Source organism: Desulfosporosinus acidiphilus SJ4, assembly GCF_000255115.2.
GTDB lineage: Bacteria > Bacillota > Desulfitobacteriia > Desulfitobacteriales > Desulfitobacteriaceae > Desulfosporosinus > Desulfosporosinus acidiphilus.
The window spans coordinates 2,525,896-2,550,007 of the sequence record NC_018068.1; the positions used below are offsets into that span (position 1 = coordinate 2,525,896).

The 24,112-nt window shown below is 42.5% G+C and carries 21 protein-coding genes, 2 pseudogenes and 2 riboswitches; of the genes and pseudogenes, 21 read left to right on the forward strand and 2 right to left on the reverse strand.

Annotated features, from left to right (window positions below):
- Nucleotides 1-41 precede the first annotated feature (41 nt).
- From DESACI_RS11515 to DESACI_RS11540, 6 genes and pseudogenes are all read left to right on the forward strand, one after another.
- A pseudogene (locus tag DESACI_RS11515) lies at nt 42-794 on the forward strand (DUF5714 domain-containing protein); the annotation flags it as partial.
- Nucleotides 795-1,068: 274 nt separating this feature from the next.
- A complete protein-coding gene (locus DESACI_RS23090; protein WP_014827372.1) occupies nt 1,069-3,525 on the forward strand; it encodes an HD domain-containing phosphohydrolase in 2,457 nt (818 codons plus the stop codon).
- Between the two features lie 344 nt (nt 3,526-3,869).
- Nucleotides 3,870-4,133, forward strand: a pseudogene (locus DESACI_RS11525) (PaaI family thioesterase); the annotation flags it as partial.
- An 89-nt stretch (nt 4,134-4,222) separates the two neighbouring features.
- The gene (locus DESACI_RS11530; RefSeq protein ID WP_014827373.1) at nt 4,223-4,555 is read left to right on the forward strand and encodes a DUF6054 family protein; all 333 of its coding nucleotides are present in this window, start codon (nt 4,223-4,225) and stop codon (nt 4,553-4,555) included.
- A 289-nt stretch (nt 4,556-4,844) separates the two neighbouring features.
- A complete protein-coding gene (locus tag DESACI_RS11535; RefSeq protein WP_014827374.1) occupies nt 4,845-5,588 on the forward strand; it encodes a DUF1287 domain-containing protein in 744 nt (247 codons plus the stop codon).
- A 76-nt stretch (nt 5,589-5,664) separates the two neighbouring features.
- Nucleotides 5,665-6,828, forward strand: coding sequence for an MFS transporter (locus DESACI_RS11540; RefSeq protein ID WP_014827375.1), 1,164 nt, complete (start codon nt 5,665-5,667; stop codon nt 6,826-6,828).
- 100 nt (nt 6,829-6,928) lie between these two features.
- On the opposite strand, the gene DESACI_RS11545 is transcribed toward DESACI_RS11540, so the two are convergent.
- Complete coding sequence (locus tag DESACI_RS11545; protein ID WP_014827376.1) at nt 6,929-7,495, reverse strand: spore coat protein; 567 nt, start codon at nt 7,493-7,495, stop codon at nt 6,929-6,931.
- Nucleotides 7,496-7,676: 181 nt separating this feature from the next.
- Nucleotides 7,677-7,853, forward strand: a riboswitch (cobalamin riboswitch).
- A gap of 96 nt (nt 7,854-7,949) precedes the next feature.
- On the opposite strand from DESACI_RS11545, the gene DESACI_RS11550 reads away from it, so the two are divergent.
- From DESACI_RS11550 to cbiD, 5 genes are all read left to right on the forward strand, one after another.
- On the forward strand, nt 7,950-8,693 hold the full coding sequence (locus DESACI_RS11550; protein WP_041276060.1) for an AIR synthase family protein: 744 nt from the start codon (nt 7,950-7,952) through the stop codon (nt 8,691-8,693).
- Between the two features lie 216 nt (nt 8,694-8,909).
- Nucleotides 8,910-9,428, forward strand: coding sequence for an ECF transporter S component (locus DESACI_RS11555; protein ID WP_014827378.1), 519 nt, complete (start codon nt 8,910-8,912; stop codon nt 9,426-9,428).
- A gap of 26 nt (nt 9,429-9,454) precedes the next feature.
- Nucleotides 9,455-11,299 (forward strand): ABC transporter ATP-binding protein, encoded by a 1,845-nt coding sequence (locus tag DESACI_RS11560; protein WP_014827379.1) that lies wholly within the window; start codon nt 9,455-9,457, stop codon nt 11,297-11,299.
- Nucleotides 11,293-12,105: an energy-coupling factor transporter transmembrane component T family protein gene (locus DESACI_RS11565; RefSeq protein ID WP_014827380.1), complete on the forward strand. Its 813-nt coding sequence runs from the start codon at nt 11,293-11,295 to the stop codon at nt 12,103-12,105. Before DESACI_RS11560 ends, DESACI_RS11565 begins: the two co-directional genes overlap by 7 nt.
- 554 nt (nt 12,106-12,659) lie before the next feature.
- Nucleotides 12,660-13,802, forward strand: a complete 1,143-nt coding sequence (cbiD, locus tag DESACI_RS11570; RefSeq protein ID WP_014827381.1) for a cobalt-precorrin-5B (C(1))-methyltransferase CbiD — start codon at nt 12,660-12,662, stop codon at nt 13,800-13,802.
- A gap of 48 nt (nt 13,803-13,850) precedes the next feature.
- Here cbiD and DESACI_RS23095 read toward each other — a convergent pair whose 3' ends face one another.
- Entirely contained in the window at nt 13,851-14,285 is a 435-nt protein-coding gene (locus tag DESACI_RS23095) for a YtxH domain-containing protein (protein ID WP_014827382.1), read from the reverse strand.
- A gap of 337 nt (nt 14,286-14,622) precedes the next feature.
- Nucleotides 14,623-14,800, forward strand: a riboswitch (cobalamin riboswitch).
- A gap of 231 nt (nt 14,801-15,031) precedes the next feature.
- Here DESACI_RS23095 and DESACI_RS11580 point away from each other — a divergent pair.
- From DESACI_RS11580 to cbiB, 10 genes are read left to right on the forward strand one after another with little or no spacing between them, the layout of a single operon-like run.
- Nucleotides 15,032-16,270: a bifunctional cobalt-precorrin-7 (C(5))-methyltransferase/cobalt-precorrin-6B (C(15))-methyltransferase gene (locus DESACI_RS11580; RefSeq protein ID WP_014827383.1), complete on the forward strand. Its 1,239-nt coding sequence runs from the start codon at nt 15,032-15,034 to the stop codon at nt 16,268-16,270.
- Nucleotides 16,270-17,001, forward strand: coding sequence for a precorrin-2 C(20)-methyltransferase (cobI, locus tag DESACI_RS11585; RefSeq protein WP_041276061.1), 732 nt, complete (start codon nt 16,270-16,272; stop codon nt 16,999-17,001). Before DESACI_RS11580 ends, cobI begins: the two co-directional genes overlap by 1 nt.
- The gene (cobM, locus tag DESACI_RS11590) at nt 16,988-17,776 is read left to right on the forward strand and encodes a precorrin-4 C(11)-methyltransferase (RefSeq protein ID WP_014827385.1); all 789 of its coding nucleotides are present in this window, start codon (nt 16,988-16,990) and stop codon (nt 17,774-17,776) included. The genes cobI and cobM overlap by 14 nt, the downstream gene beginning before the upstream one ends.
- Complete coding sequence (locus DESACI_RS25180) at nt 17,773-19,011, forward strand: cobalt-precorrin 5A hydrolase (protein WP_014827386.1); 1,239 nt, start codon at nt 17,773-17,775, stop codon at nt 19,009-19,011. The genes cobM and DESACI_RS25180 overlap by 4 nt, the downstream gene beginning before the upstream one ends.
- Nucleotides 19,008-19,697 carry a precorrin-3B C(17)-methyltransferase gene (cobJ, locus tag DESACI_RS11600; RefSeq protein WP_014827387.1) on the forward strand — a complete coding sequence of 230 codons (690 nt, stop codon included), beginning with the start codon at nt 19,008-19,010 and terminating at the stop codon, nt 19,695-19,697. The genes DESACI_RS25180 and cobJ overlap by 4 nt, the downstream gene beginning before the upstream one ends.
- Nucleotides 19,694-20,488 (forward strand): precorrin-6A reductase, encoded by a 795-nt coding sequence (gene cobK, locus DESACI_RS11605; RefSeq protein WP_014827388.1) that lies wholly within the window; start codon nt 19,694-19,696, stop codon nt 20,486-20,488. The genes cobJ and cobK overlap by 4 nt, the downstream gene beginning before the upstream one ends.
- Nucleotides 20,478-20,846, forward strand: coding sequence for a sirohydrochlorin chelatase (locus tag DESACI_RS11610; RefSeq protein WP_014827389.1), 369 nt, complete (start codon nt 20,478-20,480; stop codon nt 20,844-20,846). The genes cobK and DESACI_RS11610 overlap by 11 nt, the downstream gene beginning before the upstream one ends.
- Entirely contained in the window at nt 20,843-21,478 is a 636-nt protein-coding gene (locus DESACI_RS11615; RefSeq protein ID WP_014827390.1) for a precorrin-8X methylmutase, read from the forward strand. The genes DESACI_RS11610 and DESACI_RS11615 overlap by 4 nt, the downstream gene beginning before the upstream one ends.
- A gap of 37 nt (nt 21,479-21,515) precedes the next feature.
- Nucleotides 21,516-23,126 carry a cobyric acid synthase gene (locus DESACI_RS11620; RefSeq protein WP_014827391.1) on the forward strand — a complete coding sequence of 537 codons (1,611 nt, stop codon included), beginning with the start codon at nt 21,516-21,518 and terminating at the stop codon, nt 23,124-23,126.
- A gap of 17 nt (nt 23,127-23,143) precedes the next feature.
- Nucleotides 23,144-24,103 (forward strand): adenosylcobinamide-phosphate synthase CbiB, encoded by a 960-nt coding sequence (gene cbiB / locus DESACI_RS11625; protein ID WP_014827392.1) that lies wholly within the window; start codon nt 23,144-23,146, stop codon nt 24,101-24,103.
- Nucleotides 24,104-24,112: the final 9 nt, after the last annotated feature.

Here is a 24,112-nt window from a genome sequence, read left to right on the forward strand (position 1 = left end):
TTAACAAAACAGCCTTCTCAGGTTCCAGCGATTGCTGAGGCAGTTCATCCAGTGTTGGTCAGCACAATGAAACTCAAACCGAGAACTGCCAAATTTGCGGAGGTCCATTAGAATATACCAATTCAGGGCGGGAACTAGCTTGCATTCAATGCGGCAAAATTGAAATAGCCAACATCTTCTGTCCCGATGGACACTATGTCTGCGATGAATGTCACGGAAAGGGCCTTTGGTCAGCTGTCAAAGACTTTGTTTTGAGTACCGACTCAACAAACCCTTTGGAAATAGCTGAGTCTCTGATGACACAGCGTAATATACCTATGCTCGGTTGTGAAAATGCTTGGATTGCTGCAGGAGCTTTGATGGCAGCAATTAAGAATGAAGGGTCGATCAGGGTTACAAATGAACAAATTGTGGAATCCTTGAATCGAACGAAGAAACAAGCCATTGGAGGTTATTGCGGGCTGACGGGAGTCTGTGGAATTGTTCCGGCTATTGGTGCCTGTTTTAGCGTCTTATTAGATGCGGCTTGTCCTAAAGACCAAGAAACGGCAATGACTATGAGAGCTGCTGGGAGAATTGTTGCAAGAATTGCTGATGAAACTGGTCCTTGTTGCTGCAAGAACTTTGTCAGAACCGGATTAAGTGAAGCGATCAATGTAGTCAAGGAGTATTTTGATATTGTTTTACCAGTACCCAGTAAGGCAATTATTTGTAACCACAGTTCGCGGCACCCTCACGGATGTAGAAAATCCAAATGTTCGTATTTTCAGATAAACGAAATATCCCAAAATTAATAAATCATCTCTAAGACCGCTGAACCTTTCTGGTTCAGCGGTTTGCTATGCGGAGTTTTTCTTAGATGTGATAAACTTAAAAACGCTATGAAATGTTTGTAGAAAATATATTACTTATTAAAAGAGAGAAATTGCTAGCACGTTATTGAAGGAGTACAATCGAATTGCGTCGAATATTGTATGTCAAGGAACAAATGTTTTCATATTTTGATCAAAGCCATGATTAGATTGTAAGTAATACCAAGGGATGCGTGTTGAGAAGAGGTAAGGGGTTATGGGGATTAGACTTAAGACATTTTTTGTCATTACTGCAGGTGCACTGGCCGTTGCTCTAGTTATGTTAGGTGCAATTAGAATGTTTTTAATCGATAACTTATTAAGTCAAGAAGATCAAATCATAAAGCAAAATTATAAAAGCATTTCTATTATGTTAAACTCAAGACAGAATTCTTTAAAAAGCACCCTCCTAGATTGGGCAAAATGGGATGACACATTCAATTTTATCAGGGACGATAATCAAGCATATATTAATAACAATTTACAGAATTCAACATTTACTGATTTATCACTTAATATGATGATGTTTTTAAATAATGATGGAAAGGTTATTTACGCTAAAGGTTATGATCTTGAGAATGGTGTTAAAACTTCAATTGATTCAAGTATTATTAGTTACATCAATAAAAGTCAAAAAAAATTATCGGGTATTCAAGGAAATGACGTCCTTGCAGGCATGCTTATGGTTTCGAACCGACCTATGATTATTCTTATTTCCTCAATTACTCAGTCTAATGAGAAACCTCCTGCCGACGGCTATCTTATTATTGGGCAATACTTAGATAAAAGCTTCTTGAATTATCTGGATGATGTTACTCATGAGACCATAGATATTGGAAGCGTTAATCCAAGCCAAGCAACACCCTCTGACGATGGTTTAGTTATTAAAAAAAGCCAAACCCTGATAATGGCTACTACCTATGTTAAAGATCTTAATGGAAATCCGGATATTTCAATAACCATGAAGAGGGAAAGGAATATTTATGATCAGGGAATAAAAACTCTGAATTTATTTAGATGGGTGTTTTTAGCAGGATTATTTACGATAATCCTAATTTGCATACTCGTAATCGATCGAACGATACTTAAACGTCTGCGCAAGCTCTATAGTTTTGTCCACGAGGTAGGCATAAGAAAAGACGTATGGTCAAGAATAGAACTTAGTGGAAAGGATGAAATCTCGAAGTTAGCGACAGCAATAAATCATATGCTTGAAGAAATTAAAATGGCTTATAAAGATATTGAAGAAGGAGAAGAACGATTCAGGTTAACAATGGAAGCGACCAATGATGGGTTCTGGGATCTGAGAATTGAGGATATGAATCTTTATATCAATTCTGAGTGGTTAAGGTTAGTTGGTGATGAAACTCTTGATCAGGACGACCTTTACAAAAAATACTTCCGCCCAGTTAAAGTAGATGAATCAACGATCAATAATGCCTTAGATGAGTGTATTCGTGGGGACAAGGAATATTTACATGAAGAATACAGTGTATTCAAAAATAATGGCGAACAGATTTGGATCTTAAATCGTGGTAAAGTCGTTGAATATGATTCTTCAGGAAAGCCTAAACGTGTGGTGGGGACTTTTTCAGATATTACTACGCAAAAACGGATTGAGCAAGAATTGTATATATTAAGTTATACTGATAAGTTAACCGGCCTAAAAAATAGAGCGTATATGGAGAAAGTACTTGAAAGTCTCGATGGATCCATAGAATCTAAATATCAAATCCTAATGGGGGATTTAAATGGATTGAAATATACTAATGATACCTATGGACATAATCAGGGTGATAAGTTATTGTGTCAAATTTCTGAGATCCTTAAGAGAAGTTGCTCAGTGAGTGATATTATCGCTCGTTGGGGTGGAGATGAATTTATTATTCTCATTAAAGATAAGGATCAATCGTATTGTCAAGAAATTATAAAAAAGATTAAAAGCGAATGTAGAAATATATCCCCGAATCTTCCTGTAAAATTAAGTATTGCAATTGGCAGCGCTGAAAAGAATGGTAATTACAAAAGTAAAGATATTATTAAAATTGCTGAAGAAAGAATGTACCAAAATAAACTTTTAGAAAGTACAAGCCTGAGAAGTTCAACGCTCTTATCCCTTGAAAGAACCCTTTTTGAAAAAGATCAAGAAACAGAAGAACATGCAGCGAGATTGAAAATTATGTGCGTGAAAATTGGTGAGGAAATGGGATTTTCGCAATACGAACTTGATGAATTAGCATTGTTTGCAATGCTCCATGATATTGGCAAAATTGCGATTCCAGATCATATATTAATGAAACCGGACAAGCTCTCCGCTGAAGAGTGGGATATCATGAAAAAACATTCGGAAATAGGTTTTCGTATTGCTGAGTCAACGCCGGAACTGTCGCATATCGCCAAATATATTCTTTCTCATCATGAACGTTATGATGGGAAGGGATATCCTAATAGCTTAAAGGGCGAACAGATACCAAAGATGGCAAGAATATTAAGCATAGTTGATTCTTTTGATGTCATGACGAATACTAGACCATACAAAGCTGCCGTTAGTGTTGAAGAGGCAATTGAAGAATTAAAAGCATGTTCGGGAAAACAATTTGATCCTGTTATTGTTGAAGTATTCCTAAAGCTATTGATGAACGGTAATTTAGTAGACAATAATATAACATCGTAGAAGCGACATTATTCTGGGTTCCCATAGAAGGGAGAGATAAATATAGGATATAACCGATTGCCTCAGCTTGATCGGTTATATCCTAGAGATCTTTCAGACGAAATATTAACCTTTAAGTAGTTAAAAACTTCAAATCAGTTAAAATGTTATCCGAAGGTCAGTGATGATCAGATTTGAGGGTTGAGTAAAATACCGGAAGAGGGTATACTAAACATCAGGAAAGGTCAGGGCAAACGCCAATAAAACAAAGTCAGAACATAGTATAAAATCAAAACTGAATTAATAGATGTTTAAACCGAAGATGTGAAGTGCCATAATGATACCTTCCAAAATCCACCGTACATGGAGGAATTCTTTCCACTTTGTTGGATACCACCATGACCGCTGCGGTACTCACAACACTTCCGCATAACATAACCTGCTCGACAGTTGAAGTTAAGGTTAATTTTATTAAACCAGTCAATGCAGAAAGTAAACTTTTGCGTTGTGAGGCCAAGCCTATCCATATAGGAAGAAAGCTAGCCACTGTTGAAGGTCGCATAATAGGGGAAAATAATGAATTATATGCTCATGGGGTGAGCACATGTATGATTATCAAAGTTGGTTAACCACCAATGTTGATAATTCTAAGCTTGAGTCAAGACGCGAATATTAAATTAATTAGAAGGCTTCTTCTAAATTCAAAGGAGGAACATTGATGAGTACTTATAATTTCAAGGTTAGTATGTCTCCCATCGAAGCATTGGATATAGTCAAGCAAAATGTGGATGCTGATCTTGTACATGAGGAAATTCATGATTTAGGTAATGGAAATTACATCGGGACATTAATATTTGAAAAATATTATATGCGTGTAAAGAATAGGGTGGCACTCGTCGTAATAATCGATAATATTTATGGACAAACGGACGTAAGATCAATAGCCACAGGAAGTTCAGAAGGGATGATTTTCAACTTTGATTGGGGTGCCGCAGATTCCTTTGCCAGCAGCGTAAAAGACATTCTTGATGACTTTATCATTCAATCGTAATTACCTAAGGGCTAAATCGGAAAATTTCGAACTCATATTTTAGCTTTACTTAGCTGTTCTCATGAGAGAGCAGCTTTTTATAATGATCGCATATCTTCTAAAGGGCATCTAGTAATCGGAACTCCGGCAAGAGTTGCTGGCCTTCAAGCTCATACAATTATTCGGGCCTTGTTTTTATAAAAGAGTAAATAAGAATAAGAAATGCTCAGTAGAAGGAAATTAAAATTCACATATCGAAATACCTTATCTTAAGTAGATACGTCTGTTATGATAATTCTCTTGGATGTGGATGGAAGAAAGTTCAAAAGTAACTATATTAAAATGTGTCCTTGGTGAGGTGATCAGCCTGAAAAGATCTGTTAAACGATATACGGTTTTGTTCAGCCTAATAGGATTAGCCCTGATATCATGGGTTGGTATTGATTTGTTCCATCCTATAGACAAGTTGCCCATAGGACAGTCACTTAAGATCCCCAATATTTCATGCCCAAGTGATAAGGATAACGATGGCATCACCGATTTACAAGACATTGTTAAAGGGGCCAGAGCGGAAGTGAACAGAAAGCCTCATTATCGCAGCGCTTATTACCAAGGAGGTTTTCCTCCCGACAGTGAAGGTGTGTGTACTGACGTTGTGTGGAGGGCTATGCGTGATGCGGGTTATAATTTAAAGGCATTAGTGGATAAAGATATCCGGGAAAATCCTGCAAAATATTCTCGTATTGCGGGCAATCCCGATCCAAATATAGATTTTCGCCGGGTTCCAAACTTGATTGTTTTTTTTCGAAGGTACGGAACAGAACTTACGAGGGATATAAAACCCGGTGACGCTGAAAACCTATACCAATGGCAGCCTGGAGACATTGTTATTTTTGATAATCCACATGAACATGTTGCAATTATCTCTGATAAACGGAGGAAGGATGGCGTACCATATATTTTACATATTGCAGGACCCACGGCGAGTGAAACGGACCAACTCCAAAGCTGGCCTTCTAAAATAACCGGCCATTTCCGATTTCCAAAGTTTTAGTGTTAACAACACCTGCAAGCATTGTGTTAGCCCATGCCGTTGGTGAAAAATTGAAATAGAGAATGAGGCGATATAAGTGAATCCATATTTGTGGTTTTTAAGCATTGGCCATTTAATTGTAGATTTGAGCCAAGGGGTCCTTCCTATTATGTCTCCCTTCTTAGCGAAGAGCTTTCATCTTAGCTATTTTCAAATCGGTATCGTTGCGTTGGCTTTTACTTTTAGTTCAGCGATTATCCAGCCAATTTTCGGTGTTTTAAGCGATCGTTGCAGCATGCCCTGGTTAATGCCCCTGGGGCTTCTCCTTTCTGGTTTAGGTTTAGCTCTCACTGGCACTGTTAAAACCTACGGGTTGCTTTTACTTGTGGTGCTTTTGAGTGGTATTGGAGTAGCGGGATATCACCCTGAAGGTTCTAAAATAGCTCATTTCATTAGCGAGGACAGCAAAGCCGGGTCTTCGATGGCGATCTTTTCAGTGGGAGGGAATATAGGATATGGTCTAGGTCCTATGTTAGCTGCGTTTGTTTTGGGCTTTTCTGGTTTAGGTTCAATTCAGGGTGTAATGATTCCGGGAGCTTTGGCCGCTTTGGTCTTCGTGTTTCTATTACCTAAATTCAATAAATTACTAGCGAAGAATTTACATGTACGAAAAAATAATGGAGATCAAATGGATCATGAAAATCAAGTAGGAAGCCTCATAATTTTAATCCTGTATGTAACGATAAGGTCATGGATACAATCCGGCCTGGTTTATTTTATCCCTTTTTATTTTCCTAATTTTAAAGGAATTGAAAAACCTGATTATCTGGTGAGCACCTTTTTAATTGCCGGGGCAGTAGGCACAATTGTCGGCGGGCCTTTTGCCGACCGTTTCGGCGGGCGCAAGGGCCTATTGGTCTCTATGGTTCTTTGTTTAGCCACTGTCTACCCGTTTCTGCACCTAAATGGAATTGGGATCCCCATTCTCGCATTCATTGTCGGTGCCGCATTGATTTCGACTTTTTCTACCACTGTGGTTTTTGGACAAAGGCTTTTGCCTCGTAATATTGGGCTTGCTTCAGGACTGATGCTAGGTTTTGCAGTTGGTATGGGTTCTATCGGGGTAACATTACTTGGAGCTATCGCTGATCGTTTCGGCCTGCCCTTTACTATGAACATCATAAGCTTACTTCCTGTACTGGGCCTTGGACTTGCCTTTATCCTCCCGGATGTCAGGGCCTGGGGGGGTGCCGTGAAGTAAACACATAAGGTATTTAAGAAGAAACTGAAATGAATTAATTTCCTAATCCTTTCCGGACCCAAAAATCATGGCACTCCCCGAATGAGAGTGCCATGATTTTTCATTGTAAGGTTGCAGCCGGACCTTGGACAACATTATAAGACTGTCCAAGGATGTTCATTGTGGTTTGATCAGCAGCTTCAAGAGGATAATAACCTTTCTTAACCATCCACTGCCAAACATCATAGGCGTGATGTGATGACATTTTAAAAGCATCTTCTAAAAATGATCTTAAGCCAGGGTTGCCTGCTTCCATGGCTGACCATGCATATTCACGACCTGCTCTTTTTAAGGTCAGCATATAGGATGTAGCAATTTCTCTATCATTTAACGCGGTTAATTGTGTCCTTGGAGTAACCGATTGCACGTTTGTTTGTGATTCGGTGTAATTAGGCAGGGTATTGTTTAAGGGAGGAACTTGGAGGGTAGATGTCGGACCGTCCGGTCTGCTGAGATATTCAACTTTAATGTTATAATCCTTAACGTGGTAATCAAAATGTCCCTGAATAATGGACCTTAATTCCGGGTCTTTTACCTGACTAAGAAAGAAAGCCATATTTGTAATTGAATTAACACAACTCAGTGTTAATTCGTTGAGATTCAGGGCTTCATTGTTTGCTAATTTCATAATAATGGCAGCCTCCTTTTGGTATTTTGTCATTTTATATTGCTCAGAAGACTAACTTTTATTCTCGCTAACCGCAGCTTAACCGTCGGTTGTACCCTTGACCTACACAGTTTCTAATTTTGGTGATTCAAAAAACTCTTGTAATCTAAGCTTTTATAGATTAAAATACGATTAATTAAATTAAAAATCAGACATTAGAGGTGCCCTTTAAATAAAGGGAGAATAGGGAACTGGGTGAGAATCCCAGACGGACCCACCACTGTAAATGAGGAGACTTATATAAAGCCACTGGGTGACCGGGAAGGTGTATAAGTTGATGATTCTAAGTCAGGAGACCTGCCTATAATGTAGAACATGAATCAAGGCAAAGTTCATGGTCAAAAATCTGTTTCCTAGGGAGCAGACTTTTGACTATGAACTTTTTGTTCTGCTAAGAGAAAGGAGTGATAGAAGTTTGGGATATCAGGGTCGCGATATAGAAGCTGTTTTGATAAATCCAGAGCAATATCTAATTGCATCTTGTGATTCCTGCGGGGCAATCGGATTAAAAGAGTTTGATGTCGTTAAAGTATCTTGGTCGGTCACTGGAAGAATGACCACCAGAGTTGCCCTGCTGGAGGTCCTAGCCGTAGGCGCAGTACCGAAAATCATGACTGTGGCGATTTCTAACGAACCTTCTCCGACGGGTGAGGAACTATTAAAGGGGGTGAAAGAAGAGTTAGACTTTGCCGGGCTTAACCTCTCGATGGCTGTAAGCACCGAAAAAAATATACCGACCCAACAAACTGGGCTCGGCATAAGTGTCATTGGCACAGTTCGTACAGAACATCTGCGAGTAGGAACTTCACAAATTGGAGATGAAGTTTACTGCCTTGGTATGCCAAAAGTCGGCTCTGAACTTTGCAATCCGGAAGATCCAGAAATCGTACAGGTTACAGATCTGCAAAAGCTCTTAGAAGTTCTTGGAATCCATGACGTTATACCCGTGGGGTCAAAAGGAATTTTGAAAGAGGCCCAGCTGTTAGCCTCAAATAATAACAGTAAGTTGTTAATTAATCAATCCTGTTCTTTAGACTTAAATAAATCCGCTGGTCCATCCACGTGTCTTGTTTTCTCTGCTTCTTCATCAACAAAAGAGAATTTACTTTCTTTAAACCGGGATCAATTACAGCTTAATAAAATTGGTGCACTAATCTAATGAACTAAGGATATAACGGAGGAGATAAGAGAGCTGGGGAGATGGGGCATGACATAGTGAAATGAGGAATCGATGGAGGAATCGATGAAATAATCATTGAAACTATAACACAAAATTATGAAGCATAAAAATACTAACAGATGAGAATTAGAATGTAATTCTATAAACAAATGAAGTTTAATGTAAAACATATGAAATATTAAGGGGGAAAAATTAATGGGTCAAATCAACAACATGGAAACAAAAGAGGTCAAGCTGTCCGCCTGGAATGTCAAACGGCTTTCTGTCATGGCTATTTTCTTAGCCTTGAGTTATGTGGGTGCACTAATTAAAATTCCAAGTCCGGTGGGAACTATCGGTATGGATTCAGCCCCTGGTTTTTTCTGTGCTCTAGCCTTTGGAGGAATTGAGGGAGCCGTGGTTATAGCTTTTGGTCACTTATTAACTTCAGCTGTAGTTGGATTCCCTTTAACAATCCCTGTTCATCTTTATATTGCAGTACAGATGGCTTTATGGGCCTTGGCTTATCGTTGGGTGAATAAAACTTTCGGCCTTATACCTGCCGCCATTGCCGGAATAATACTAAATGGAGTTGTATCTTCTTTTGCTATGCTGCCAATCATGGGAATGGGTGGAGTACTCGGATTACTTCCTTTTCTCGTCCTCGGTTCTGCCCTTAATGTAATAATTTCGGCGATTGCCTATAAAGCAATCAAAGGGACTCGGCTTATCTAGGATTAAAGGAGGAAAGTGAAGAAACTGTGGCCATAGAAACAACCAACGCGGCAGGAACTAATCAAACAACCCACTCAACCTTAGTTAATACTGAAAATGATAAAGCCATCGAACTAAGGAATGTTTCTTATCATTATCCAAATTCTGTCGAGGAAAGTTTGCAGAGAATTAACCTTACCATTGAAAAAGGACGGTTCGTTGTCCTAATGGGAGCTACCGGAGCCGGGAAAACAACCTTAAGTTTATGCCTTAACGGCTTAATACCACAGCTTTTTGAAGGAAAATTGACCGGAGATGTTCGAGTGGCCGGCAGAAACGTGAGGAATACTCCTGTCCAGCTCATGTCCACAATTTTAGGGCTTGTCCTCCAAGACCCGGAAACTCAAATTCTTGGCCGTACTGTGGAAGAAGATACGGCTTTTGGTCCCCGTAACATTTCTGTTCCCTTAGAAGAAATCCAACAACGTGTTGATCACTCCTTAGAAAAGGTTCGGCTTAAAGGATATAATCATCGTTTGACTGAGGAATTATCCGGCGGAGAGAAACAGCGGTTGGCGATTGCAGGGGTTCTGGCGATGAAATCAGAGATATTAGTGCTCGATGAGCCTACGTCAGAACTTGATCCTGCGGGTCAATTGGAGATTTTCGCAACCCTCGATGAATTGCGCCGGAAAAATGCCTTGACCATTCTATTGGCAGTGCACTCCGGTGAAGAAGTGATCAACAGGGCGGATGAAATTATCGTCTTAAATCAGGGACAACTGGTTTGGCGTGGTGAACCGGCTCAACTTTTTCGCAACATTCCTTTATTGCTCCGGTATGGGATAAAACCTTTGCCTGTCAGTCTTATCGGATGGGAATTATATGAAAGAGGATGGATATCCCTTGAAGAAATCCCATTAGATATATCGGCTGCCGAAATACTTTTAAAAAAATTGCTTTCTAATCATACACAGGTTACCAAAAATCAGATGTCTGAGGATGTAGGCCCTTCATGGCTTCAGTCGCAAATGCAAGATCAGAAGGAGTGTCAGCTGCTCAAGGAAAAGGCCATAGAAATCAAAGGTTTATTTTATCAATATAAATCAGGAAGAAATGCTCTACAAGGAATAAATTTAACAATAGACATCGGGGATTTTGTTGCTCTGATTGGTCAAAACGGTGCCGGCAAAACGACGTTAGCAAAACATTTGAATGGTCTGTTGAAACCATCAAACGGGGAAGTCTTTGTTCATGGTATGAGTACAAAAGACAATGATATTTCTCATTTGGGAAAAATCGTTGGTTATGTTTTCCAGAATCCAGACCATCAGATTTTTTCCACCACCGTTGAAAAAGAAATTGAATACGGCCTGAGAAACAGCGGTTTGACTACCTCAGAAATCAAAGAACGAATTCAACAAGTACTTCAAGAAACCGGCTTAGAGGGCTTTCGTCATCTTCACCCTTTTACCTTGGGAAAAGGAGAAAGACAGATGATTGCTGTAGCTTCAATCCTAGTGCTTAATCCTCGAATTTTAATTATTGACGAACCGACGACTGGAACAGACTGGTCGGGAGTACAGGCAATGATGGAATTGATCAACCGACTTCATCAAGCGGGTACGACCATTGTCATGGTAAGTCATGATATGGATCTTGTAGCCCAATATGCCCAACGGGTTATTGTTCTGAATGAGGGCAGGATTCTTCTTGATGGGCATCCCCGGGAGGTCTTCGCCCAAGAAAAGGTTTTAGCAGATGCCTCTATAATTCCACCCCAGCTCTGTCGGCTTTCCTTAGGTTTACGTGACATGGGAATTCAAGAGACGTTACTCCACCCGGAAGAATTTACGGCACTTTTCGAAAGAGGGGAAATGACAAAATGTTAGCTGCCTCTTTATCAGAAAATACCTTAATTCACCGTTTAGATGTTCGCAGTAAAATGCTTTGTTTCTTAGTGATTATCATACTGACTTTTTTATTTCAAAATCCTATTTACCAGCTTGCTATTATCCTTTTCACGGGCCTTATCGCCTTGTGGATAAATATCCCTCTGCGTAAAATCCTAGGCCTGATCGTTCCTTTACTGCCTATTGTCATTTCGATCACCCTTGTTACTGGGTTTTCTTTCTCACCTCAGCACTTTGAACACATTGACAACCGAAAAATTCTCTTTTATCTTTTCCCAGGGAATCACTTGGGAGCCACCGTCGGAGGCTTTTTAATGGGGACGACCTTTTTACTCCGGATATGGAGTTTATTGATCGCTTCCTCAATCTTGACCTTCACAACGTCACTTGAGGAATTCACCTGCTTTTTTCAATGGCTGAAGGTTCCCGCCGAAGTATCTATGATACTGACCACGGCACTGCGCTTTATTCCCACCTTAGATAAAAAAAGATGCCTTATTCTTGAGGCTCAAATGGCAAGGGGCATGAATTTCCAAGGAAAAGGGATTATTGGTACAATTCGTTCCTATGTCCCAGTTATGGTCCCTTTGTTTATTAACTCGATTATGATGGCTAATACCCTGTCGATGGCCATGCTGAACCGGGGGTATGGTTTAACGCGGGCTTTGTCCGTTCAACCTCAGCAAACCATTTCGATAAGAGATTTATGGATAAGTGCTTTCATTCTTATTGTATTTGTATTGGCCCTTTTTGTCCGTTTTAAGCTTCGCCTAGGAATTTTATAATGAATTTAGGTTTATTGTTTACAGTTAATATATTGGATGTTTAGCTGAAAGGATAATCTTAGTTCTGAGGAAAGAAAGTACTCAAGATAAAATACTGAATATATAGTTAATATATAGTACTGAAGATAAACTACTGATGATAGAGTACGAAGATTGTATGTGGATTTAGTGAACTCGTTCAGCTAAAGCTGAACATCGGGACTCTACCCCCACCGAAGCAGAGACCGGGGACCACTACCACTTACAAGAAGTGGGAGTCTCACGATTGGATAAACAATTGTTAACTTGATCTAACATACTTTATCAACTATACTTAAATAAATTTAAGTATAAATTGAAAGATATAGTTTTTCAGATTGAATTCATGTAATTTCTCCAACTCGATAATTTAATCATGGAAAATTATTTAATCTATAAAGAACAGACTGTGTCGCATAAAAGTGAACCACAATAAAACAAACTATTTAAGGATAATCATCGTTTCGTTTCGGGATAATACTGCTTCAGAATAAAAACTGTCTTTAATTCCATTAATTTGCTAATAGGAGATCAATATGGCTCGAGATAAAGATCGACATACCTGGCGCGAAGGATATACAACAGGCAGTTGTGCCGCCGGCGCTGCCAAAGCAGCTTGTCTTCTCCTTCAAGGAGGTAGTTTGCCGGAGCGAATTGAAATACCTCTGCCGAATCAAGCTCGATTAACGATGCCTGTCCATGGCGGAAACCTTGAAAATGCCAGAGCGACGGCGAGTATTCTCAAAGATGGCGGAGACGATGCCGATATCACGGACGGATTAGAGATCCGTGTCTTGGTACGCAAGCTCTCAATTCAAGGTGATGTCCATATCAATGGCGGACAAGGAGTTGGCAGGGTCACTAAAAAAGGCTTGGATCAACCGGTGGGAGAGAAAGCCATTAACACAGTGCCAAGACGAATGATTCGCGAAGCAGTCAGAGAAGTTTTTCCTCAGGAAGAACTTGAAATAACTGTTGAAGTTCCGGGGGGAGAAGAAACTGCCAAGCATACTCTAAATCCACGTTTGGGTATTGTTGGCGGAATTTCAATTTTAGGAACGAGCGGGATTGTTCGTCCAATGTCCGAAGAAGCCTTTAAAACCTCGATCTTACCGGAATTAGATCAAGCGGTGGCTTATGGGCATCAAGCAATTGTCCTTACTCCGGGGCATTATGGATTTCGAGTTGCCACAGAAGATTTTAATATTCCTACGGAAGCTGTTATCCAAATGAGTAATTTTGTTGGTTTTCTCTTGGAAGAAGCCGCTTACCGGGGTATTGAGGAGGTAGTTTTACTCGGGCATATTGGAAAATTAATCAAAGTTTCAGGAGGGATCTTCCACACTCACAACCGCGTGGCAGATGCCCGAATGGAAATTTTGCTGGCCCACGCTGCCCTCATGGGAATTCAGTCTGAAACCTTATCGTTGCTTTCAGAATCTCCTACTACCGAAGGTGCTGCGCTGGAGCTTTTAAATCAAGGTCATGACGGGCTGCTCCATCATCTGGCACAATTAGCCAGCGAACGTGCCCAAGGGTTTACTTTTAACCGTCTGAGAGTGGGAACCATCATGACTCTATTGAATGGAAAGCCGGTTGGTTGGGATAGGAATGCCCAGAAGATAATTGAAAGTCAGCAATGGAAATGGCCTTTTGAACCTTTTAATGGTAAGCCCTAGAATCGCTTAAAAACGATTTTAGGGCTTTCTTTGTCAATGGATAACGTTCTAAAGCAAGGTTTCAATATCATCTTGAGCTGGAGTTTCCGGAAATGAAGTTTCTGAAGATGGGGTTTCGGTAAGGGGTTCTGAAGGGCTTTCATTCTCTACTTCTGATTCGATGATCTCTTCAAGTGAGGACTGAACAACGTTCTTATAACCTAATTTTCGAGGTTTTATGTCCTGCCATAGAACATTGAGATCTTCTTTGATTTTCTTTCCTTTTTCCAAAAGATTCGTGCTTTTTTCTTTTATGGTTTCTGCTTGTTGAACAGTACAATCTTGGACATGATCGGCAATATTGACGGCTCTAGTCTGAATATCTTTACGTAATGCCTCTCCGCTCTTCGGCGAGACCATTAACCCGACAAACGCGCCGGCTACTCCGCCCACGAGGGCTGCAATGGCAACAGAACCTATGCTCGTTTTTTTAGCTATGGGCATAAATCATGAACTCCTTTCTTTGCACTTTATGCAAAATATATTATTCTAGAGGAGTTAGTGTAGTTCCTAATAATTGATGGTATAATATAACATATATGGTTAAAATATAATCATTATGTTTTGTTAAACCTAAACTGAAGTAAAAGAATAATTTAAGAATTAATTGATTAAATAGACGTTAAGCCTTACAATAAAAATCAGATTATCGTATCGTTGTTTGATTTTTAAACTGCTTGGGCAGATAAGTTTTCTTCAAAAAGAGGAATTTTGTATATATTTATAGAATACTTAGACAATAAAGCAGCCTCTTAATTTACTTAGTAACTTTCGAGATAATTTCATATCAAATACTTAAGGCTCCTCAGTCAATGAGGATCTGAAAGGGGAAGCCGGTGTAAATCCGGCGCGGTCCCGCCACTGTGAACAAGGAGTTCTCTCCCGTCCATTTAGATCTTGAAATGATGGAGAGAATGATGATTTGAAGCCAGAAAACCTTACTTAAGTAATTCACTGACCTACGAGCGATAGGTAATGTGTGTGTTTATTAAGGGTAAACCATACGAGCCGCTCAGGCTCTTTTTTAATACTATCAGAGAGAAACCTTCGGCTAACTGCAAAAAGAGTTTATACGTGCGAAGACAGTGTCTTGGAGCGTTAGCTAAGTTTTCTTTATTCTCTATATTTTTCTCACAGATCTGCCGTCGAGTTTTTGAGACAGCGATCCAACCACGGAAGAAGGGGAAGAAATGTTAAAGGTAATCGGAATTGGTCCCGGCAGGTCGGAATGGCTGCCACCGGCTGTTGGAGATCTTGTTAATCACTGTGATGTACTAATAGGAGGGTCACGAGCCCTTGAATTGTTTCCTGATTTTCCGGGCAGTCAACATTGTTTGTCCGGAGACCTTGACTCCAGCCTCACTGTGATTAAAGATGCTCTTCTGGAGAAGAAAGTCATTGGTGTTCTCGTCTCGGGTGACCCTGGGTTTTTCAGCCTGCTGCCAAGGTTAAAAAAAGAATTCCCCGAGGAACAGATGGATGTGTACCCCGGAATTAGTTCTCTTCAGTTTGCCTTTGCCAGAGCTGGTCTGCCTTGGCAAGAGGCTGACTTTGTCAGTGTTCATGGACGAGATCTGTCATTACTCCCCCCCAAACTAATTCGTCTGACAGCAGTATTGACCGGCGGGGCAAATACTCCCCAAAACGTTGCTCAATTCTATCTCGATTTGGGACAAAATCCGAATATTTCAGTAGGGAATGCTCTGGCTTATCCTGAAGAACTATGGCAATTAATGGATGCCCGTCATTTGGCCCAGGAAAAAGATTTATTGAAGAACGCGATTCTTATTCTGCATCCGGATTCAATGCATTCAACAGACCATCAGTTTGAGACTGCAGCAAATGTTGCCTCCAGGAGTCGGATAGGGATTCCTGACCAGGAATTTTTGCGGGGAAAAGTTCCTATGACCAAGTCGGAGATTAGAGTCCAAGTCCTCGCCAAGGCCCAAATTTCCAAAACCGATACGATCGTTGACATCGGCGCGGGCACCGGAAGTATCAGTATTGAAGCTGCAGGTTTAGCTCCTGAGGGAGTTGTTTATGCCATTGAAAATAATCCTGAAGCACAAGCTTTAATTGTCGCCAATCAGCAAAAGTTTGAAGTTTCGAATCTTCGCTTGATCCCCGGAACTGCTCCAGACGTTTTTGCTGAACTTCCCGCCGTTAATGTCTGTATTATTGGGGGAAGTAAGGGGCGAATGAAAGATATTTTGCGAATGGTACCCCTCCTTGAGGGGGGAAGGGTTGTAATAACAGCTGTAACTCTCGAAACCATGTCTCAGAGCGTAAACTTACTGACTGAACTGAACTATCAGGACATTGATATTGTCTCTCTGCAAGCTGTCCGTTGGCAGCCCGTTCAAAATCTGCATATGGCCCAAGCCTTAAATCCTGTCTTTATACTATCTGCACGAAAAGGGGTACGATGATGACAACAACATGGGGAAAATTTTATGGAGTCGGAGTAGGACCGGGAGACCCTCGCCTTTTAACTCTGCAGGCTGTCGATGTCTTGCAGGCAGTAGATCTGGTCGCCATACCAAAATCGAAAATGGAAAGGGAAAGTGTTGCCTGGGACATCGCTAAAGTCCATTGTCCAGCGAATGTGCGTCTTTTAGAATTAGAAATGCCCATGACAGCTGATCAGCAAGTTTTAGCTAAAGCCTGGCAGGATGGAGCTGAAATGCTCTTAAAGGAGCTAAAGCAGGGTAAATCTATCGCCTTTATTACCTTAGGAGACCCCTCCTTATATAGTACTTACAGTTACCTGCTAAATCTTTTGGAAGAAAAATTACCTTCCGATTTAATTACTACCATCCCAGGCATTACTGCTATGGCGGCTGCGGCTGCGAAAATCAATTTGCCGCTGGCGACGGGGGATGAGCCTTTACTAGTTTTGCCGAGCACGGAGGATGTTGGACAATATCTTGATTTTCCCAATTTAGTTTTAATGAAAGTCTCACGCAGACTTCCTGAAATATTAAATCTTCTTAAAGAAAGAGATCGCAAAGCCGTCTTACTGACACGCCTGGGACAGTTCGGAGAGGAAATCCGCTGGGAACCGAAACCTGAAGATTTTCAAACAGATAAGGTAGACTATCTCAGTCTGCTTCTGGTTAAAAAGAATTTATTGGGGAGGGAAAAGGGTGAGCGAAACTAAGACAAAGGGTGAAGTTATCTTTGTAGGTGCTGGTCCTGGTGATCCGGAACTGATTACTATCAAAGGATCACGAGCAATTGAGAAAGCGGATCGGGTCATATACGCCGGGTCTTTAGTCAACCCTGAGTTACTTAAGCTTTCTAAACCGGGAACTCCCTGTCATGACAGTGCTTCTTTGACCCTGGAAGAGGTTATCACTTTAATGATCGAGGGAACTGCAAACGGTGAAACCGTCGTTCGTCTCCATACCGGAGACCCAAGCATGTATGGAGCCATTAAAGAACAATTTGATCGGTTGGACCAGCAAGGGATTTCCTATTCAGTAATTCCGGGAGTCAGCTCAGTTTTTGCCTCTGCTGCAGCAGTCAAGCGGGAATTTACCTTGCCGGATATCAGCCAAACGTTAATTCTCACTCGTTTGGCCGGTCGAACCCCAGTCCCGGAGCGAGAAGCCTTAACTCTTTTAGCTAAACACCAATCCAGTATGGCAATTTTTCTAAGCGTTCAAGATATGAAGTCTGTGGTTGAAGCTTTACTTGAGGGAGGATATCCTGTCACCACTCCCATTGCCGTAGTTGCCAAAGCCAGCTGGCCTGACGAAGAGATCGTTTTCGGAACCTTGGAAACCATCGTCGATAAAGTGAAAGCCGCCGGTATCCGAAAACAGGCCCAAATCCTTGTGGGAGATTTCTTAGATCCTGCAGGGGGATATGCTCGGTCCAAGCTTTATGACCCAACCTTTACTCACGAATTCAGACAAGGAAAAGAATCGTGAAGATAGCGCTGCTTGCCATAACAGATCGCGGTTTGACTACAGCTCTTCGCATTGGAGAGAATCTTCCCAGTTCTATGGCCCCGACTCTTTATCTTCATGAAAAAGCGATTCCAAAAATGATCACATCCGAAGACAAAGAAAGAGAAGGCTCTATCCCTATTCGAATTTTTCAGCGTTTAGGGGACCTTGTTCCTGCACTATGGCAGGAAGGTTCAGTACTTATCTTTATCATGGCTTCAGGAATTGTGGTTCGAAAGATAGCTTCATTGATCGACAGGAAAGACCGAGATCCTGCCGTATTGGTTTTAGATGAGGCAGGGAAATTTGTAATTCCTTTGCTTTCCGGGCATTTAGGAGGCGCGAATGCCTGGGCCAGACTAATTGCCAAGCAAATTGATGCCCAGGCAGTTATTACTACCGCTACAGATGGCCGGGGGATCATAGCACCCGATGAATACGCTCGAAGGTTTGGCTGGAAGGTAGAGCCTGTTGACCATTTACCGGCAGTCAATCGTTTGCTGCTGGAAGAGAAAGTCCTCAAAGTAGTAACTCCATATATTCTGAGCATTGACCCAACACTTCTCGACGATCCTCACTATTGTTTTTCTGTGGGGCATGGAAGAGGAAAATCTCTAGATTATTTGAATTGCAGAGGCGAAGGTGATCAATCAAGAAATGGAATGAAGGACTCTTTAGATAATCATGCTTTAGATAATCATAATGTAGGAAACATAAAGGCTGAAGATGAAGCAAATGTAATTATCGATGCTTTTCCGAAACGTGACATCCCGGCGAATTGTATTTATCTTATCCCTCCGGTTTTAAGTGTCGGAGTCGGTTGCCGCAGAGGAGTTTCCGGCACTGTGGTCTTAGAGCGTATCACTGAAGATATGGAAAAAATCGGTGCATCCTTAAAAGCTATTTCCGGCATTTATAGTATTGATTTAAAAGCTGATGAGGAGGGATTGCGGAAAGCGGCTCAATCCCTCGGAGTTGATTTTCAAACCTTTTCCGCCGCTGAACTTCAAACAGCAATTAACCAGGAACAACTAACCCGATCAAACTTTGTAATGGAAAAGATAGGAGTGGACGGAGTATGCGAAGCAGCGAGTATACTGGGAGCACACAAGGGGCAGCTGATTCTGCCCAAGACCAAAGGACAGGGAGTCACGGTGGCCATCAGCATAGCAAACTCTTTGTCGTGGGACTCGGACCCGGAGATCCTGAACACATGACAGCACGGGTTCAATCCGTATTAAATGAGGTAGAATACATCGTAGGTTACAAAACTTACATAGATTTGATTCGGCCCTTTATAACCCATCAAGAAGTTGTTGCCACCGGCATGCGGCAGGAAATTGATCGCTGCCGGGAAGCCATTCGTTTGGCAGGAGAAGGGCACCGAGTTGCCGTGGTAAGCAGCGGAGACGCCGGAGTCTACGGAATGGCTGGGATTATCATTGAATGTATGGAACAGGCGGGACTTATGGACCTCCCTTTGGAAATTATCCCGGGCGTTACGGCAGCCTCAGCGGCGGCCTCCATGCTTGGGGCACCTCTCATGCATGATTTTGCCGTGATCAGTTTAAGTGATTTACTTACCCCCTGGGAAGTTATTGAAAAACGGGTTCGCTTAGCCGCTGAAGGGGATTTCATTTTTGCTATTTATAATCCGAAAAGTCAAGGCCGTACCCAACATATTGAAACAGTCCGGGAAATCCTTTTGCAATACCGCCGTCCTGATACTCCCGTCGGGCTTGTTCGTGAAGCCTTACGAGGTGACGAATCCAGTGTCTTAATCACGAACCTTGCCGAATTTACTAATCACCCCATCGATATGCTGACGACGGTCATTGTCGGAAATTCCCAAACCCGTATCGTCGGACCTTATATGGTGACTTCCCGAGGCTATAAATTATGAAGTTCCTGGTCTTAGCTGGGACAGAAGACGGACGCAATTTGGCTGAAGCCATAAAGAGCCGGGGACATGAGGTATTAGTATCGACTCTCACCGCTTACGGAGCAGATTTAGTCGCGGAATCAGGTCTGGATGCTCGTTCAGGAGCTATAAATGCCGAGCAGCTAACAGACCTTCTTAAAGGTGGATCTTATTCAGCTCTCGTCGATGCCACCCATCCTTATGCCTTGCAGGTCAAGGAAATAGCTCAAAATGTTTGCAGCGAACTAAAAATACCCTATCTGCGCTGGGAGCGTTTGCCCCTGGATCTTGAGGATCACCGTCTGATTCATTGGGCCGAGGATATTCCAGGCGCTTCCCAAAAGGCGGCCGCTCTGGGGGAACGCATCCTGCTTACCACCGGGAGCAATTCCTTGCCGGATTGGAGGGCACAACCCTGTTTAAACAATAAAAGCCTTTTCATACGTGTCTTGCCCACTTCCCAGGTTTTATCACGTTGTGAAAACCTAGGATTTAAGCCCAATCAGATCATTGCTGCCCAAGGGCCGTTTTCTCAAGCCTGGGACGAAGCCATGTTCCGGCAATTAAAAATTAATGTTGTGGTTGCTAAGGAAAGCGGCCAAGTAGGAGGAACCTTGGAAAAAGCAGAAGCTTGCCGCAGGTTAGATATACCTCTGGTTCTTTTAAAGCGGCCGTCCGCTAAAACAATAAGCAGCTCGGATATTCCGATAGTTGTTGCTCATTCGATACCGCAATTTCTAAAACAAATGGAGGAACTCTTTGATGAAAACTGAGATCATTCTTTTAGGACATGGAAGCCGCCGCGCAGAAGCAAATCAAGGACTTTTAGAGGTCGCTGAAAAAGTAAGTTCCTTACTAGATCAACAAGTTACGCCTGCTTATATGGCTCACGATCATCCCAGTCTTCCTGAAGCTGTAGCGGAAAAAATCCAGGAAGGTGCCTCTCATATTGTTATTATGCCGCTGTTTCTCTTCCGGGGAATTCATGTCACCTATGATATTCATGAAGAACTGAAAGAGATACGCGAACAGCATCCGGAAGTCGAAATTGTCTTTACCAGAGAATTGGGAGCTGATGACGGCATTGCCCAACTGGCGTCTGAGCGCATCAAGGAGGCCAGTCGAGGATGACAGAGTTTATATTGGATCCCCAGCAAATTGAAAAGAAAAGTATGAATATCATTCGTTCTGCTCTTACGCGTGACTGGCCGGAAAAAGAATATCCAGTGGTCGAACGCTTAATTCATACCAGTGGTGATCCATCCTTGGAACAGGTTATTGCCCTCCATCCTCAAGCTATTGATTGCGGCCTTGAAGCCCTGAAACACGGAGCCAGGGTTATCACGGATGTGGAGATGGTACGCGCCGGAATCGCCAAAGAAAAACTTAAATCCCTAGGAGGAAGTGTTGAGTGCAATTTGAATGCACCGGAAATTGCTCAACAAGCTAAAGAGTGGGGGATTACCCGCTCAATGACCGCCTTTCGGATGTATCCGGATCGATTGCAGGGCGCAATAGTTGCGATTGGCAATGCTCCTACGGCTCTGTTGGAGGTTTTGCGTCTGGCCGAGAATCCCGAAACACGTCCGGCTTTAATCATCGGCATCCCTGTGGGCTTTGTCGGTGCCAAGGAAGCCAAAGATTTACTTTGGCAGCACCAGGAAATCCCTTCGATTACTGTTCTGGGGACCCGCGGGGGAAGCCCCATGGCAGCAACCGTAGTCAATGCCTTAATCTATACCGCGTTGCGGCAAAAGAATTGAAGCGAATTAACACCACCTTAGAAAAGAGGGTGAGGATATGTCTCCAGAGAAACAACCGGCAGCCAGACTCATGATCCAGGGAACCTCCTCCAGCGTGGGGAAAAGCGTGTTAGCCGCCGCCTTCTGCCGGATCTTTTACCAGGAAGGTTACCGGGTCAGTCCTTTTAAAGCCCAAAATATGGCCCTTAATTCCTTTGTTACTGCAGCAGGGGGTGAAATGGGACGTGCTCAAGTGGTTCAGGCTCAAGCGGCGGGTGTCGATCCTGATGTGCGTATGAATCCTATATTATTGAAACCCAGCGGTCCCAAAGGTTCTCAAGTCGTCATTATGGGAGTTTCCCAAGGGAATGTGACAGCCCTGCGTTATCATGGGGAATACCAGCGCTTGACTTGGCCTCATGCCCAAAAGGCACTGCACGAATTGCTCAATGACTATGAAATCGTTGTTATCGAAGGGGCAGGCAGCCCAGCGGAAGTAAATCTTAAATCCAACGACATCGTAAATATGCGCGTAGCCATGGAAGCGAAGTCGCCCGTCTTACTCGTCGCCGACATCGACCGGGGCGGAGCCTTGGCCTCCGTGGTGGGGACCTTAGAATTAATAGAACCGGAAGAACGGGCTTTGATTAAGGGAATTATCTTTAATAAATTTCGGGGGGAACTGGCTCTTCTTCAGCCGGCCTTAGATTTTATTGAAGAAAGAACAGGAATACCTGTAGTGGGTGTTGTTCCCTATTTTAAAATACGGATTCCGGACGAAGATTCTGTAGCTATCAGCGAAGCTGCGGAAAAACCTGCTGTTTCCTCCGTTGATCAACTGGATATTGCGGTGATTCGCTTGCCCTATATTTCTAACTTTACTGATTTTGATGCCTTGCAGGACGAGCCTGATGTCTGTGTGCACTATGTTACAGAACTTGGCAATTTAGGGAACCCGGATTTAATCGTTATTCCTGGCAGTAAAAACACTCTCGCTGACTTACGCTTTTTACACGAAAGCGGGTTGGGAAATCAGATATATAAGTCTTGGAAAGAAGATCTTCCTATCCTTGGGATCTGCGGAGGCTACCAAATGATGGGGCGATTAGTGAAGGACCCTCTTCATACGGAATCCGATCTGGAAGAAGTGCCCGGACTGGGAATTCTCCCCATGGTCACCGAATTTTACCCGCAAAAACATACGGTCCAAAGTAAAGGGACCATCCGATCGACGGGAACCTTTTTTCAAGGTTGTACCGGAGAGTCTGTGGCAGGCTATGAGATCCATATGGGGCGTTCTATCCCTGATGAAGATCAAGAACCGCTATTTGAATTAACGTCTAACGGTGTATCATATCCTGACGGATTACAGGCAGGGAATGGTTACGGAACGTATCTGCACGGGATTTTTGACAATGATCAGTTAAGGACTTCTCTTCTGAATTGGCTTTGGCAGCGTAAAGACCGCATTCGTCCCAGTGAAGCGACTCAGTCTCAGGCGGCCCTGAGGGAATCAGCTTTTAATGAATTAGCTGATCTCGTACGTCAGAATGTTGATGTTGAGCGTATCCGCAGGATTATGGGACTGCCGCCAAATGACGATCAGGAATTTTCAAATGCAGCTAAAGTTTCTGTAATTGGGAAATCATCCATTAAAGAAAATTGCTAGGAGAAGGATGATGGATGATGACAGAAATTCATTATTTGACCCTTGTGGTTTTACTGGGTTTTATTCTCGATCAAATGATCGGTGACCCGCCGAATTGGCCTCATCCCGTCGTGATGATCGGTAAAACCATAGCCCTTTTAGAGGGACTGCTTAATCATGGCCCAGGAAGATCGAGGCGCATAAAAGGAGTTTTGCTTACATTTTTAATTGTCGGCGGCACTTATTTTTTGACCTGGGCTATTATATATGGAGTAAAGACGATCCATCCGATATTGGGTTTCATCATCAGCGCTTATTTTGTTTTTACAACCCTGGCCGGCAAATCCCTCCTGGATGCGGGACAAAGTGTTCTGAAACCCCTTGAACGAGGCGATTTGGAAGAGGCACGAGTCAAACTTTCTTGGTTTGTCAGTCGTGATACTTCTAATCTTAGCGAAAAGGATATTGTCCGTGGCACGCTGGAAACTCTGGCTGAAAACTTCGTGGATGGAATTCTGTCGCCGCTTTTTTACGCAGCCTTGGGAGGGGCTCCCCTGGCAATGGCTTTTAAAGCTATTAGTACCTTGGATTCCATGGTAGGCTATCGCAATGAACAGTATGAAGACTTTGGCTGGTTTTCAGCACGAACGGACGATTGGGCAAATTACATCCCGGCACGTTTATCGGTATTCTTTTTGCTCATGGCAGGATGGTTACAGAGACTTCCGGTCAGACGGGCCTATAAAATTTGGCAGCGAGATGCTTCAGGTCATCCCAGCCCTAATGGCGGAAATCCTGAAAGTGTTGTGGCCGGATTATTGGGAGTTCAGCTTGGCGGAATCAATATTTACCATGGCCGTTCTCATCATCGAGCAGAAATGGGAGATGTTATGCATGTCTCGAACTTCAGAGACATAGTTCTTTGCCAAAAGCTTGTCAGATCAGCCACATGGCTGTCACTGCTCCCGGCTTTAGGTTTAGCTTATTGGGTAAGTTAACCAAAGTGA

Excerpts from the sequence above, each read along its gene's own strand:
- DESACI_RS23095 (WP_014827382.1), bottom strand. The coding sequence starts at position 14,285 with ATGCCCATAGCTAAAAAAACGAGCATAGGTTCTGTTGCCATTGCAGCC.
- DESACI_RS11530 (WP_014827373.1), top strand. The coding sequence starts at position 4,223 with ATGAGTACTTATAATTTCAAGGTTAGTATGTCTCCCATCGAAGCATTG.
- DESACI_RS11565 (WP_014827380.1), top strand. The coding sequence starts at position 11,293 with ATGTTAGCTGCCTCTTTATCAGAAAATACCTTAATTCACCGTTTAGAT.
- DESACI_RS11610 (WP_014827389.1), top strand. The coding sequence starts at position 20,478 with ATGAAAACTGAGATCATTCTTTTAGGACATGGAAGCCGCCGCGCAGAA.
- cbiD (WP_014827381.1), top strand. The coding sequence starts at position 12,660 with ATGGCTCGAGATAAAGATCGACATACCTGGCGCGAAGGATATACAACA.
- DESACI_RS11620 (WP_014827391.1), top strand. The coding sequence starts at position 21,516 with ATGTCTCCAGAGAAACAACCGGCAGCCAGACTCATGATCCAGGGAACC.
- DESACI_RS23090 (WP_014827372.1), top strand. The coding sequence starts at position 1,069 with ATGGGGATTAGACTTAAGACATTTTTTGTCATTACTGCAGGTGCACTG.
- cobJ (WP_014827387.1), top strand. The coding sequence starts at position 19,008 with ATGACAGCACGGGTTCAATCCGTATTAAATGAGGTAGAATACATCGTA.
- cobK (WP_014827388.1), top strand. The coding sequence starts at position 19,694 with ATGAAGTTCCTGGTCTTAGCTGGGACAGAAGACGGACGCAATTTGGCT.
- cbiB (WP_014827392.1), top strand. The coding sequence starts at position 23,144 with ATGACAGAAATTCATTATTTGACCCTTGTGGTTTTACTGGGTTTTATT.
- DESACI_RS11535 (WP_014827374.1), top strand. The coding sequence starts at position 4,845 with ATGGAAGAAAGTTCAAAAGTAACTATATTAAAATGTGTCCTTGGTGAG.
- DESACI_RS11615 (WP_014827390.1), top strand. The coding sequence starts at position 20,843 with ATGACAGAGTTTATATTGGATCCCCAGCAAATTGAAAAGAAAAGTATG.
- DESACI_RS11555 (WP_014827378.1), top strand. The coding sequence starts at position 8,910 with ATGGGTCAAATCAACAACATGGAAACAAAAGAGGTCAAGCTGTCCGCC.
- DESACI_RS11580 (WP_014827383.1), top strand. The coding sequence starts at position 15,032 with ATGTTAAAGGTAATCGGAATTGGTCCCGGCAGGTCGGAATGGCTGCCA.
- DESACI_RS11545 (WP_014827376.1), bottom strand. The coding sequence starts at position 7,495 with ATGAAATTAGCAAACAATGAAGCCCTGAATCTCAACGAATTAACACTG.
- cobI (WP_041276061.1), top strand. The coding sequence starts at position 16,270 with ATGACAACAACATGGGGAAAATTTTATGGAGTCGGAGTAGGACCGGGA.